The organism is Methylobacterium sp. 4-46 (genome assembly GCF_000019365.1).
In the GTDB taxonomy this organism is placed as follows: Bacteria; Pseudomonadota; Alphaproteobacteria; order Rhizobiales; family Beijerinckiaceae; genus Methylobacterium.
This window is the reverse complement of the sequence record NC_010511.1, coordinates 7179210-7192095: the sequence shown is the minus strand read 5'-3', so window position 1 is coordinate 7192095 and position 12886 is coordinate 7179210. Positions and strand designations below refer to the sequence as shown.

Sequence of the window (12886 nt, the reverse complement as noted above, 5' to 3'; positions counted from 1 at the left end):
GCGCTGCGCAGCCTACGCGGCTCCGGGCCCCCGTCCAGCGGCGCGGCGATGCGCTCAGTGCATGACCCGGCGCACGTGCGGCACGTCGAGGGAGAAGGCCGGGATCGCTGCCTCGAAGCTCTCGCCGTCCGCCGTCGCCATCGTGTAGGTGCCCTCCATGGTGCCGTTCGGCGTCGGCAGCGGGCAGCCGCTCGTGTAGCTGAACGATTCACCCGGCCCGAGCACCGGCTGCTTGCCGACGACCCCGGCCCCGCGCACCTCCTGGAGGGCGCCCCGCCCGTCGACGATGCGCCAGTGCCGCGAGCGCAACTGCACCTTGTCACGCCCGTTATTGGTGATCTCGACCGTGTAGGCGAAGAAGTAGCGGCTCTCGTCCGGCGAGGATTCCTCCTCCACGAAACGGGGCGTGACGGTCACGCTGATGCCGCGGGTCTCGGCCTTGTACATCCGGGAGCCTCCGGGGTCGCGGCCGCCCCGAAAACCGGAGCCGCCGCCCAGCCGCGCCGTGGTACGGTCCGCCGCCACCCGCGTCAATCGGCAGCGCGGCGCGTGCGCATTCCGCCGGGACCTTCACGCATCCGAAAGGCCCGTCTACGACATTCGCCCGGAGAGGACCGGTCATGGTGGCGTTGCGCGACGGAATACAGGCGGCGGAGAGCATCGTGGGCCTGCGCGCGGCCGGGGTGATCCGCACCGAGGCGCCCTTCGCGGACGACCAGGTCCAGCCCGCGAGCCTCGACCTGCGCCTGGGGCGGAAGGCCTACCGGGTCCGCGCCAGCTTCCTGCCCGGCCGCACCCGGGACGTCGCCGCCTGCCTCGCCAAGCTCAAGCTGCACGAGATCGACCTGCGCCAGGGCGCCGTGCTGGAGACGGGCTGCGTCTACATCGCCGAATTGCAGGAGGGCCTCGCCCTGCCGCCCGACCTCGCGGCGAGCGCCAATCCCAAGAGCTCCACCGGCCGCATCGACGTCTTCACCCGGGTGATCACCGACCAGGCGCGCGAGTTCGACATGGTCGAGCCCGGCTATGCCGGGCCGCTCTTCGCCGAGATCTCGCCGCGCACCTTCCCGGTCCTGGTGCGCACCGGCTCGCGCCTGTCCCAGATCCGCTTCCGGAAGGGGTCCGTGCGCCTCGGCGACGAGGCGCTGGCGCGGCTGCACGCGCAGAGCCCGCTCGTCAGCGCGCCCGATCCCTCCTTCCAGGGCGGGGTGGCGGTGTCGGTGGACCTCGCGGGCTTCGACGGGCTGATCGGCTACAGGGCCAAGCGCCATACCGGCCTCGTCGACGTCGACCGGCCGCGCGCCTACCCGGTCGGGGAGTTCTGGGAGCCCCTGCGGGCGGACGGCTCGGGCACGCTGATCCTCGATCCCGGCCAGTTCTACATCCTGGCCTCGAAGGAATGCGTGCAAGTGCCGCCGGACTTCGCCGCCGAGATGGTGCCCTTCGACCCCCTGGTGGGCGAGTTCCGCGTCCACTACGCGGGCTTCTTCGATCCGGGCTTCGGCCATGCCGAGGCGGGCGGGGCGGGGGCGCGGGCGGTGCTGGAAGTGCGCTCCCGCGACGTGCCCTTCATGCTGGAGGACGGCCAGATCGTCGGGCGGCTGGTCTACGAGCGCATGGCCGAGCGGCCGGCCGCCCTCTACGGCGAGCAGGCCGGCTCGAACTACCAGGCCCAGGGCCTCAAACTCTCGAAGCACTTCGTGTAGGGGCGGGCCCCGTCAGGCCCGGAAGCCCTCGAACACCATCTGGTCGGCGTGGAGCCGCGCCCGCGCGACCTGCGCGGGCGTGCGCACGGTCCAGGTCATGACCGGGCGCCCGCCCAGCAGCCGGGCGAGGTGGGTGGCCGCGTTGGGCAGGTCGTCGACCCGCCAGGACAGGAAGTCCGGCCGGCTCTCGGCGAAGTGCAGGAGGTGGGCGAGGCTCGCCCGCGCCTCCGGGCTCATCCCCGCATAGGCGCCCTCCTCGGCATCGTTCTCCCGGCGGCTCTCGGCGACGATGCCGCGCGGCAGACCGGGCGCGAGGTCGGCAAGGGCCGCCACCACCGCCGGATCGAAGGATTTCAGCGCCACCGGCCCCGCATAGGCCGCCACCACCTCGGCGGTGCGGCGGGCGAGCGCGAGGTCGCCGTCGAAGCGCGACTTCACCTCGACGACGAGGGGCGTGCGCCCGGCGATGCGGGAGAGGAAGGCGGGCAGGGTCGGAACGCGCTCCGGGCCGCCCAGCAGGGAGAGCCCGGCGAGGTCGGCGGCGTCCCGCTCGCGCACCAGGCCGGGCGCGCCGCAGAGGCGCCCGAGCGCCTCGTCGTGGAACACCATCGCCTCGCCGTCCCGGCTCAGCTGGACGTCGCACTCGATCGCGTAGCCGAGGGCGATCGCCGCCTCGGCCGCCGCGAGCGAGTTCTCGGGCAGGCCGGCGGCGCGGTCGTGCAGGCCGCGATGCGCGATCGGCCGCGCGGTCAGCCAGGCGGGGGCGAGGGCCGGGGTCATCGGACTTCGAACATGCCCTCGACCTCGACCACCGCGTCGAGGGGCAGTTCGGCGACGCCGACCGTCGAGCGGGCGTGGCGCCCGCGCTCGCCGAGCACCTGCACCATCAGGTCCGAGGCGCCGTTCATCACCCCGGCGACGGCCGAGAAGCCCGGCGCCGTGTTGATGAAGCCGCCGAGGCGGATGCAGCTCACCACCGCGTCGTCGAGGTTCCCGACCGCCGCCTGGAGCTGGGCGAGCACGTTGAGGGCGCAGAAGCGGGCGGCCTCGGTGGCCGCCTCGGGGCTCACCTCGGCCCCGACCTTGCCCTTGTGGCGGGAATCGAGCTGGCCGTCCGGCCCGAAGCAGAGCTGGCCGGAGACCACCACGAGGTTGCCGGCCCGCTTGAACGGGACGTAGTTCGCCACCGGGGCGGCGGCCGGGGGCAGGACGAGGCCGAGATCCTTCAGGCGGTCGAACGTGGCGCTCATGCGGGTCTCCCAATGTGCGTCGAATCGGTGGCGGCTGTCTCGCCCGAGGAGGGCCCTCATGGCAAGCCTGCCACAGGCAAGCGGCGGGGCGCCGCCGCCGCGCGGGCCCCGGCGTTGACAGGCCGGCCCCGATCCCTAGTATTCGCGCGCGTGCCGCCCTTCGAGGCGGCGCTTTCTTTTTGGCCGCCTTTCTGCGGGGGCGGCCGCGACGGAGACGGAATCGTGACGTCCGCCCTCTTGCCGACCTATGCCAGGGCCAAGGTATCGTTCGAACGCGGGGAGGGCGCGTGGCTCGTCGCCCGAGACGGCTCGCGATACCTCGACTTCGGCGCCGGCATCGCCGTCAACGCGCTCGGCCACGCCCACCCGCACCTCGTCGAGGCGCTGACCGAGCAGGCGCGCAAGGTCTGGCACGTCTCCAACCTGTTCGAAATCCCGGAAGGCGAGCGCCTCGCGCAGCGCCTGATCGACGCGACCTTCGCGGACGTGGTGTTCTTCTCGAATTCCGGCGCGGAGGCGAACGAGGCCGCCATCAAGATGGCGCGCAAGTACCACGCGGCGGGCGGGCACCCGGAGAGGTTCCGGATCGTCACCTTCGAGGGCGCCTTCCACGGCCGCACCCTGGCCACCATCGCGGCGGGCGGGCAGCAGAAGTACATCGAGGGCTTCGGGCCGAAGGTCGAGGGCTTCGACCAGGTGCCCTACGGCGACCTCGACGCGCTCGCGCACGCCATCACGCCCGAGACCGCCGCCCTGATGATCGAGCCGATCCAGGGCGAGGGCGGCCTGCGGGTCGTGTCGCCCGAATTCCTGCGCACCCTGCGCGGCCTCTGCGACCGGCACGGGCTCCTCCTGATCATGGACGAGGTCCAGACCGGGATGGGGCGCACCGGCAAGCTCTTCGCGCACGAATGGTCGGGCGTGACCCCCGACATCCTGTCGGCCGCCAAGGGCATCGGCGGCGGCTTCCCGATGGGCGCCTGCCTCGCGACGCGCGAGGCGGCGCGCGGCATGGTGGTGGGCAGCCACGGCACCACCTTCGGCGGCAACCCGCTCGCCATGGCGGTGGGCAACGCCGTCCTCGACGTGGTGCTGGCGCCGGGCTTCCTGGAGCAGGTGCGCCGGACCGGGCTGCTGCTCAAGCAGCGCCTCGCGGCGCTCAAGGACCGGCATCCCGGCGTGATCGCGGAGGTGCGCGGCGAGGGCCTGATGACGGGCCTGCGCTGCGTGGTCCCCAACACCGAGTTCGCCGCGGCGGCGCGGGCCGAGCACCTGCTGGTGATCCCGGCCGGCGACAACGTGGTGCGGCTCCTGCCGCCGCTGATCATCGGCGAGGCCGAGGTCGCCGAGGCGGTGAACCGCCTCGAGGCCGCGTCCTCCTCCCTCGAAGCCACGATGCGGGGAGCCGCCGAGTGATGAACGGCCCCTTCACGACCGGTCCGCGGCACTTCCTCGACCTGACGGACCTCTCCGCCGGCCAGCTGCGCGGCGTGCTCGACGCCTGCGCCGACCTGAAGAGCCGCCGCCGCAAGGGCCAGCCGCCGGCCGAGCGCCCGCTCGCCGGCAAGATCCTGGCGATGGTGTTCGACCGCCCCTCGACCCGCACCCGCGTCTCCTTCGACGTCGCCATGCGGGAACTCGGCGGCGAGACGCTGATGCTCACCGGCAAGGAGATGCAGCTCGGCCGCGGCGAGACCATCGCCGACACGGCGCGCGTCCTGTCGCGCTACGTCGACGCGATCATGATCCGCATCCTCGACCACGACATGATGCGGGAACTCGCCCGCCACGCCGAGGTCCCGGTGATCAACGGGCTGACCAAGCTCTCGCATCCCTGCCAGATCATGGCGGACGTGCTGACCTTCGAGGAGCATCGCGGGCCGATCCGGGGCCGGACCGTGGCGTGGTCGGGGGATGCCAACAACGTCCTCGCCTCCTGGGCGCATGCGGCGGCGCGCTTCGAGTTCCGCCTGCGGATCGCGACCCCGCCGGAGCTCCCGGTCAAGCCCGAACTCCTCGATTGGGCGCGGGCCGAGGGCGCCCAGGTCACCGTCACGGCCGATCCCTTCGAGGCGGCCGCCGGGGCGGACGCGGTCGTGACCGATTGCTGGGTCTCGATGGGCGACGAGGACGAGGCGCACCGCCACAACCTGCTGATGCCCTACCAGGTCAACGGGGAACTGATGCGGGCCGCCGCCAAGGACGCGGTCTTCATGCATTGCCTGCCGGCCCATCGCGGCGAGGAGGTCACCGCGGAGGTGATCGACGGGCCGCAATCGGTGGTGTTCGACGAGGCCGAGAACCGCCTCCACGCCCAGAAGGGCATCCTCGCCTGGTGCCTCGGCGCCGTGGAGGCGTGAAAAGCGGCGGGCGGCTCCCCATATCGGGTGGACAGGCCGGTCTCTCGACGCGGCGGTTCCACCCCGAGCGCTTCCCGCGACCCCGCCGTCCCCGGCGGGCGCGGAGCCGTGGAGCCGCGCCGCCGGGAGACCATCGATCCGTTCGAGCGCGCCGGCGCGGCGTCCCGCCCCCGGCCCCGGAGAGGACATGAGCTCCGACACCCCCCACGACACCGATCTCCCGGCCGAGGGCCGCGACGACGTGGTGCTGCCCTTCGCGGTCGAGCCCCTGGACGTGCGCGGCCGCATCGTGCGGCTCGGCCCCGCGGTCGACACGATCCTGCGCCGCCACGGCTATCCCGACCCGGTCGCCCGGGCGCTCGGCGAGGCGGCGGCGCTCACCGTGCTGCTGGGCGCCTCGCTCAAGTTCGAGGGCCGCTTCCAGCTCCAAACCAAGACCGACGGCGCGGTCGACATGGTGGTGGTGGATTTCGAGGCGCCCGACCGCCTGCGCGCCACCGCCCGCTTCGACGCGGAGCGCCTCGCGGCGCTGGGCGGCCGCCAGGGCACCGCGGACCTCCTCGGCCAGGGCCACCTCGCGCTCACCATCGACCAGGGCTCGGCCCAGAGCCGCTACCAGGGCGTGGTCGCCCTCGACGGCCAGGGCTTCGAGGAGGCGGCGCACCAGTATTTCCGCCAGTCCGAGCAGATCCCGACCCGGGTGCGCCTCGCGGTGGCCGAGCGGCTGGAGGAGGGGACGCGCAGCTGGCGGGCCGGCGGGCTGCTGGTGCAGTTCCTGCCGCAATCCCCCGAGCGGGCCCGCGCCGCCGACCTGCCGCCCGGCGACGTCCCGGAGGGCCACGCGCGCCTCGACGAGCGCGGGGTGCCGGAGGACGATGCCTGGGTCGAGGCGAAGTCCCTGGTGGCCACCACCGAGGACCACGAACTCGTCGACCCGACCGTGTCGAGCGAGCGCCTGCTCTACCGCCTCTTCCACGAGCGCGGCGTGCGGGTCTTCGGGGCCCAGGGCGTGCACGAGGCCTGCCGCTGCTCGCGCGAGCGGGTGATGACCATGATCCGCCGGTTCTCGGACGAGGACCGGCGCGACATGGTCGGCGAGAACGGCCGCATCGGCATCACCTGCGAGTTCTGCTCGCGCCACTACGACCTCGATCCGGCGGAGGTGGAGGCCGAGATCGCGGGCGGCGCCCGGCACTGAGGCGGACCCGATGATCCCCGGGGAGAACTCGGGCCTCGCCTGGAAGGACCGGGACCGTCTGCTAGAGTCCGGGCCGATGACGATGGACAGCGATTTCGGCCGGCGCCCGACCCGCGACGAGCCCCACGAGCCGGCGCAGGACGCCCCGCCCCCGCGCGGGCGGCGCGGCGCGCCGCCGCCCGCCGAGGCGGTGGCCTCGCCCATGATGGCGCAGTACATCGAGATCAAGTCGGCCAATCCGGGCTTGCTCCTGTTCTACCGGATGGGGGATTTCTACGAGCTGTTCTTCGAGGACGCGGAGATCGCCTCGCGGGCGCTCGGGATCGTGCTGACCCGGCGCGGCAAGCACGCGGGGGCGGACATCCCGATGTGCGGGGTGCCGATTGACCGGGCGGACGATTACCTGCAGCGGCTGATCGCGCTCGGCCACCGGGTCGCGGTCTGCGAGCAGACCGAGGACCCTGCCGAGGCGAAGAAGCGCGGCGCGAAATCGGTGGTGCGGCGCGAGGTCGTGCGCCTCGTCACCCCCGGCACGATCACCGAGGAGCGGCTGCTCGACCCGGCCCGCGCCAACCTGCTGGTGGCGCTGGCCCGGCGGCGCGCCTCCGAGACCGGCTGGACCTACGGCATCGCGGCGGTCGACATCTCGACCGGCCGCTTCACCCTCTCGGAGGTGGACGGCGCCGGGCTCGCCGCCGAACTCGCCCGGCTCGACCCCCGCGAGATCGTGGTGGCGGAGGCGATCCACGCCGATCCCGACCTCGCGCGGCTGTGGCGCGACACCTCCGCCTCGGTGACGCCCCTCGGGCGCGGCGAGGCCGACCCGGCCTCGGCCGAGCGGGCGCTCAGGGAGCAGTTCGGCGTCGCCACCCTGGACGGGTTCGGCGCCTTCGGCCGCGCCGAGGTGGCGGCGGCCGGGACCGTGCTGCACTACATCGCCCGCACGCAGCTCGGCGCCAAGGTGCCGCTCGGCCCGCCCGCGCGCCACGCCGCGGGCGGCACCCTGCTGATCGACGCGGCGACCCGGGCCAATCTCGAACTCACCCGCACGCTCTCGGGCGAGCGCGCCGGCAGCCTGCTGGCGGCCATCGACCGCACGGTCGGGGCGGCCGGCGCCCGGCTCCTCGCCGAGCGCCTCGCCAGCCCCTCGACCGACCTCGCGCTGATCCGGCGCCGCCAGGACGCGGTGGCCTTCCTGGTCGCCGAGGGCGGCCTGCGCGCCGAATTGCGCGCCGACCTCGCCCGGGCGCCCGACATGGCGCGGGCGCTGTCCCGGGTCGGGGTCGGGCGGGCGGGGCCGCGCGACCTCGCCGCCCTGCGCGACGGGCTCGACGCGGCGCGCAGCATCGCGACGCGCCTCGCCGGGGCGGGCGCGCTGCCGGCCGAGATCGGCAAGGCGGCGCGGCTCCTCGCCAGCGTCGGCGACGGGCTCGTCGAGACCCTGCAGGGGGCGCTCGCCGACGACTTGCCCCTGTCCAAGCGCGACGGCAACTTCGTGCGCGAGGGGCACTCGCCCGAACTCGACGAGGCGCGGGCGCTGCAGAGCGATTCCCGCCGCTTCGTCGCCGGGCTGCAGACCCGCTACGCCGAGGAGACCGGCTGCCGCACCCTGCGCATCAAGCACAACAACCTGCTGGGCTTCTTCATCGAGGTGCCGCAGGCGGTCGGCGAGACCCTGCTCAAGGATCCCTGGCGCGGCACCTTCGTGCACCGCCAGACCATGGTCGACGCGATGCGCTTCACCAGCGTGGAGCTCGGGGAGCTGGAATCGCGGATCGCCAACGCGGCGGGCCGGGGGCTGGCCCTGGAACTCGCGGCCTTCGAGGCGCTCGCGGCCGCCGTGATGGGGCGGGCGGAGGCGATCACCGCCGCGGCGACCGCGCTCGCGGCGCTGGACGTGGCGGCCTCGCAGGCGGAGCTCGCGGTCGAACTCGGCTGGGTCCGGCCCGTCCTCGACGAGAGCCTGACCTTCCGGGTCGAGGGCGCCCGCCACCCGGTGGTGGAGGCGGCCCTGCGCCAGGCGGGCGAACCCTTCATCGCCAATTCCTGCGATCTGTCGGGGGAGAGGGCCGGCCCCGGCCGCGAGGCCGGCTCCGGCCGCGAGGCCGGCTCCGGCCGGGAGGCCGGCAGGATCCTGGTCGTCACCGGCCCGAACATGGGCGGCAAATCGACCTTCCTGCGCCAGAACGCGCTGATCGCGGTGCTGGCCCAGATGGGGGCCTTCGTGCCGGCGCGCGCGGCCCATCTCGGGCTGGTGGACCGGCTGTTCTCGCGGGTCGGCGCGGCCGACGACCTCGCGCGGGGCCACTCGACCTTCATGGTCGAGATGGTGGAGACCGCCGCGATCCTGAATCAGGCGACGCGGCGCTCCCTCGTGGTTCTCGACGAGATCGGGCGCGGCACCGCGACCTTCGACGGGCTGTCGATCGCCTGGGCCTGCCTGGAGCACCTGCACGAGGTGACGGGCTGCCGGGCGCTGTTCGCGACCCATTTCCACGAGCTCACGGGCCTCGCCAAGCGCCTGGAGCGGCTGTCGAACGCGACCCTCAAGGTCACCGAGTGGGAGGGCGACGTGGTCTTCCTGCACGAGGTGGTGCCGGGTGCCGCGGACCGCTCCTACGGCCTGCAGGTGGCGCGGCTCGCGGGGCTGCCAGCCTCGGTGATCGCCCGCGCCAAGGTCATCCTGGCCGACCTGGAGAAGGGGGAGGGTGGGCGCGGGCGGCGGCCCCCGGCCGAGCTGCCGCTGTTTTCCGCGCTGCCGCCGGCACCGCCCGCGCCGCCCCCTGCCCCGAAGGCCGATCCCCTGCGCGACCTCCTCGACAGCCTGGATCCGGACGGGCTCACCCCGCGCGAAGCGCTCGACGCCCTCTACCGGCTGAAGGCGGCGCGGAAGGCGTGATCCGGCATCCGCCTGATCCGTTCAGACTTGCGCCGCGCTTGGGCACGATCTCGGCCTCCGGCGTCTTGTTTCGATGTGCGCGGGGTGGGCGTCGGACGGAGAGCTGGCAATCGGTCCGGCATGGCATCCGGCCAGGGCCGGCCACGATTTCGGCTGCGCTGATCGGATCGCCAGAACATAGTCTTTAAATCGGATTGATCCCTTCGGGATGACGGATGTGGGCGTCGCTCAAGCGCCGCGCGGGCGATGCGCTTCGAACCCGCGCGGCGATCCAGGGTCAGCTATCCGCCGTCCGGCAGCACGATCCGGGCCCGCGTGCCCCCCGGCATCGCATCCCAGGTGAGCGTGCCGCGCAGCTGGCGCACCAGCATGGCGACGAGGCTGAGCCCGAAGCCCTCCCGCCCGTCGCCCTCGGGCGAGAAGCCGATCCCGTCATCGGCGACCTCCAGCACCAGCCCGTCCGCCTCGCGGGCGGCGCGGATCCGCACCCGGCCGGGCCGGCCGTCCGGGAAGGCGTGGCGGGCGGCGTTGCTCGCCAGTTCGTGCAGGAGGAGCCCGACCGGCACGGCCTGGACGGCGGGGACCAGCACCGGCGCGACCTCCGCGGCGACCGTCACGCGGTCCCGCTCGACGCCCGCCGCGACCTCGCCCGCCAATTCCTCGGCGAGGGCCCCGAGGTCGAGGCGGCGGTCCTCGTCCCGGCCGGCGAGGTGGCGCTGCACCGCGGCCAGGGCGCCGATCCGCTCCGCCATCCGGTCGAGGACGGCCCGCGAGGCGGCATCCGGCGCCCGGCGGGCGCGCAGCAGCACCAGCGAGGCGACGACCTGCAGGGTGTTCTTGGCCCGGTGGTCGAGTTCGTGCAGCAGGGCGGTGCGCCGCTCCAGGGCCGCCTCGAGATCGGCGAGCCGCTCGGCCGGGACCGGGGCGGCGAGTTCGCTCACCACCGCGAAGGCGTGGCGCGCCCCCGCCGCGTTCCGCACCGGGCTCACCGCCACCGACAGGCGCAGCCGCGCGCCGTCCTTGCGCAGGCCCTCCACCTCCGCCCGCGCACGCACGCCGCGCGTCGCCGCCGAGCGCAGCCGCGCCGCGGCGAGCCGCCCGGTGCCCGGGCCGCGCAGCAGCCCGCAGCCGCGCCCCAGCAGCTCGTCGGGCGCGTAGCCGGTCAGCTGGCAGAAGGCCTCGTTCACGAAGGCGATCGGGTGGCCGGGCGTCGTCGCCTCGACGAGCGCCATCGGCACGCCGCTCGCGCGGATCGCCGCCGCGAACGCGTCGTCGAGCCCGGGCGCCTCGGCCCCGGGCCGCTTCTCCGCACCCCTGGTCGATCGTCGGGCCGCCCCGGCCATCGCCTCGCTCCGCCCGCGCTGCCCGGCGCCGCGGCGCCCCGCCATCCGGAGCGGGCCGCCTCCGGAAACACGACTGTTCCATGAGCGAACCACCCGGACAACCTTCGGTTCCAGGGCCACGCGGCCTCTTCCCAACGGTTTTTCGCCAACGGTTTTTCGCCGACGGCCTCTCGGGCCGGATGGTCCCGCCGCCCCCGGTCCGCGTTAACGGCGCAGCAACCATCATGCAGCCTCACTCCTCTGGCGGAGTGCGGCGCGAAGGCTGAGGACGAGGTTGCGATGACCACCGGCTGGCTCGAGGGCACCCGCCAGACCCTGCGCGACGTCGTGCGCGACCGCCGCATGGCCCTGATGCTGCTCCTCGGCTTCGGGGCGGGGCTGCCGATCCTGCTCGTCTTCGCGACCCTGTCGGCGTGGCTGCGCAGCACCGGGATCGAGCGCTCCAGCATCGGCCTGCTCAGCTACGTCTCGCTCGCCTACACCCTGAAATTCCTGTGGGCGCCGGTCATCGACCGCTTCGACCTGCCGGTCCTGGCGCGGCTGCTCGGGCGGCGGCGGGGCTGGATGCTGGCCGCGCAGCTCGCCGTGGCGGGCGCGCTCCTCGCGATGAGCCAGGGCGATCCCACGCGCTCCCTCGGCTACATGGTGGTCTGCGCCCTGACCATCGCCTTCGCGTCGGCGACGCAGGACATCGTGGTCGACGGCTGGCGGATCGATTCGGCGCCGCCCGAGCGCCAGGGCATGATGCTCGCCGCCTACCAGCTCGGCTACAGCCTCGCGCGGATCTGCGCGGGGGCGGGCGCGCTCTACCTCGCCGACGCGTTCGGCTGGAAGCCGGCCTACGGCACCATGGCGCTCCTGATGCTGATCGCGATCGCCGGCTGCCTCGCCGCGCCGAAGGTCCAGGCGGCCGACCCGCCCGCCGGGCGCGGCTGGCGCGCGGCGCTGCGCGAGGCGGTGGTCGAGCCCTTCGCCGACCTCGCCGCCCGCAAGGGCGCGGGGCTCGCCCTGATCCTGCTCCTGATCACCCTCTACCGCCTGCCCGACATCGTGTCGGGGATCATGGCCAACCCGCTCTACATCGACATGAAGTACTCGCTCAGCGAGATCGCCACGGTGTCGAAGGTCTACGGCGTGTGGATCGGCATCGCCGGGGCCTTCGCGGGCGGGATCGCGGTGAGCCGGCTCGGGCTCCTCAACGCGCTCCTGATCGGGGGGATCGCGGCGGCGAGTTCGAACCTGATGTATGCCTGGGTGGCGGTGGCCGGGCACAACCTGCCGCTCCTCATCGGCAGCATCAGCGTCGAGAACTTCGCGGGCGCCTTCGCGGGCACGGCGCTGATCGCCTACATGTCGAGCCTGACCTCGCCGGCCTTCGCGGCGACGCAGTACGCGCTGCTCTCCTCGCTCTACGCGCTGCCGGGCAAGTGGGTGGGCGGCCTCTCGGGCTTCGCCGTCGACGCCGTCGGCTACCCGACCTTCTTCATCCTCACCTCGGCGACCGGCATCCCGGTCGTGGCCCTGTGCCTCGCGCTCCGCTTCCTGCCCGAGGAGCCGTCCGCCGCACCCGAGGCGGATCTCGGGGGCGGGGGCGTCACCTTGCGCGCCTGAGCGGGGTGAGCGAAGCCGACATCCGCATGGCGACGCCATCCGGCGGATGTCGGATCAGACCGACCACGGGCCGAAGCTGCCGTCATCGGCGGGGGCGGGCGGCTCGGGCGGCACCGGCCGCGACCGGCGGCTCTCGTCGATGGCCACGAAGGTGAAGAGGGCCTGCGTGACCTTGATCGTCTCCTCGCTCTCGCGGGCGCGGCGCCACGCCTCGATCTGGATGCGGATCGAGGAGCGGCCCACCGCGACGATGCGGGCGTAGAGGCTGACCTCGTCGCCCACCAGGACCGGCTGCAGGAAGGTCATGCCCTCGACCGCGATGGTGGCGCAGCGCCCCCGCGCCCGGCGGGCCGCCACGTTGCCGGCGGCGAGGTCCATCTGGGCCATCAGCCAGCCGCCGAAGATGTCTCCGGCCGGGTTGGTGTCCGCCGGCATGGCGATGGTGCGGATGACCGGGGCGCCCCAATCGGGCACGCTGGCGGGCGGGTCGGTGGCCATGGGGACCGCGTCTCTCGGCTG

General features: G+C 73.9%; 11 protein-coding genes. 6 read left to right on the top strand and 5 right to left on the bottom strand.

Annotation, left to right across the window (positions count from 1 at the left end; genetic code table 11):
* Nucleotides 1-54: 54 nt before the first annotated feature.
* On the bottom strand, nt 55-447 hold the full coding sequence (gene apaG / locus M446_RS31640) for a Co2+/Mg2+ efflux protein ApaG (protein ID WP_012336173.1): 393 nt from the start codon (nt 445-447) through the stop codon (nt 55-57).
* A 173-nt stretch (nt 448-620) separates the two neighbouring features.
* Here apaG and M446_RS31635 point away from each other — a divergent pair, with 173 nt between their 5' ends.
* Nucleotides 621-1706 carry a 2'-deoxycytidine 5'-triphosphate deaminase gene (locus tag M446_RS31635; protein ID WP_012336172.1) on the top strand — a complete coding sequence of 362 codons (1086 nt, stop codon included), beginning with the start codon at nt 621-623 and terminating at the stop codon, nt 1704-1706.
* A gap of 12 nt (nt 1707-1718) precedes the next feature.
* On the opposite strand, the gene M446_RS31630 is transcribed toward M446_RS31635, so the two are convergent.
* Nucleotides 1719-2486: a glycerophosphodiester phosphodiesterase family protein gene (locus M446_RS31630; RefSeq protein ID WP_012336171.1), complete on the bottom strand. Its 768-nt coding sequence runs from the start codon at nt 2484-2486 to the stop codon at nt 1719-1721.
* Nucleotides 2483-2956, bottom strand: a complete 474-nt coding sequence (locus tag M446_RS31625; RefSeq protein ID WP_012336170.1) for a RidA family protein — start codon at nt 2954-2956, stop codon at nt 2483-2485. The genes M446_RS31630 and M446_RS31625 overlap by 4 nt, the downstream gene beginning before the upstream one ends.
* Before the next feature lie 222 nt (nt 2957-3178).
* Between M446_RS31625 and M446_RS31620 the strand changes: the two genes are divergently transcribed.
* The 4 genes from M446_RS31620 (at nt 3179) to mutS (ending at nt 9413) form a co-directional block, all read left to right on the top strand.
* Nucleotides 3179-4372, top strand: coding sequence for an aspartate aminotransferase family protein (locus tag M446_RS31620; protein WP_012336169.1), 1194 nt, complete (start codon nt 3179-3181; stop codon nt 4370-4372).
* A complete protein-coding gene (gene argF, locus M446_RS31615; RefSeq protein ID WP_012336168.1) occupies nt 4372-5316 on the top strand; it encodes an ornithine carbamoyltransferase in 945 nt (314 codons plus the stop codon). The genes M446_RS31620 and argF overlap by 1 nt, the downstream gene beginning before the upstream one ends.
* A gap of 187 nt (nt 5317-5503) precedes the next feature.
* The gene (locus M446_RS31610; protein WP_012336167.1) at nt 5504-6514 is read left to right on the top strand and encodes an Hsp33 family molecular chaperone; all 1011 of its coding nucleotides are present in this window, start codon (nt 5504-5506) and stop codon (nt 6512-6514) included.
* A 76-nt stretch (nt 6515-6590) separates the two neighbouring features.
* Entirely contained in the window at nt 6591-9413 is a 2823-nt protein-coding gene (gene mutS / locus M446_RS31605; RefSeq protein ID WP_415926895.1) for a DNA mismatch repair protein MutS, read from the top strand.
* A gap of 281 nt (nt 9414-9694) precedes the next feature.
* On the opposite strand, the gene M446_RS31600 is transcribed toward mutS, so the two are convergent.
* Nucleotides 9695-10756, bottom strand: a complete 1062-nt coding sequence (locus M446_RS31600) for a sensor histidine kinase (protein ID WP_265576476.1) — start codon at nt 10754-10756, stop codon at nt 9695-9697.
* A gap of 279 nt (nt 10757-11035) precedes the next feature.
* Between M446_RS31600 and M446_RS31595 the strand changes: the two genes are divergently transcribed.
* The gene (locus M446_RS31595; RefSeq protein ID WP_012336164.1) at nt 11036-12367 is read left to right on the top strand and encodes an AmpG family muropeptide MFS transporter; all 1332 of its coding nucleotides are present in this window, start codon (nt 11036-11038) and stop codon (nt 12365-12367) included.
* A gap of 54 nt (nt 12368-12421) precedes the next feature.
* On the opposite strand, the gene M446_RS31590 is transcribed toward M446_RS31595, so the two are convergent.
* Nucleotides 12422-12865 carry an acyl-CoA thioesterase gene (locus tag M446_RS31590; RefSeq protein WP_012336163.1) on the bottom strand — a complete coding sequence of 148 codons (444 nt, stop codon included), beginning with the start codon at nt 12863-12865 and terminating at the stop codon, nt 12422-12424.
* Between the last annotated feature and the right edge of the window lie 21 nt (nt 12866-12886).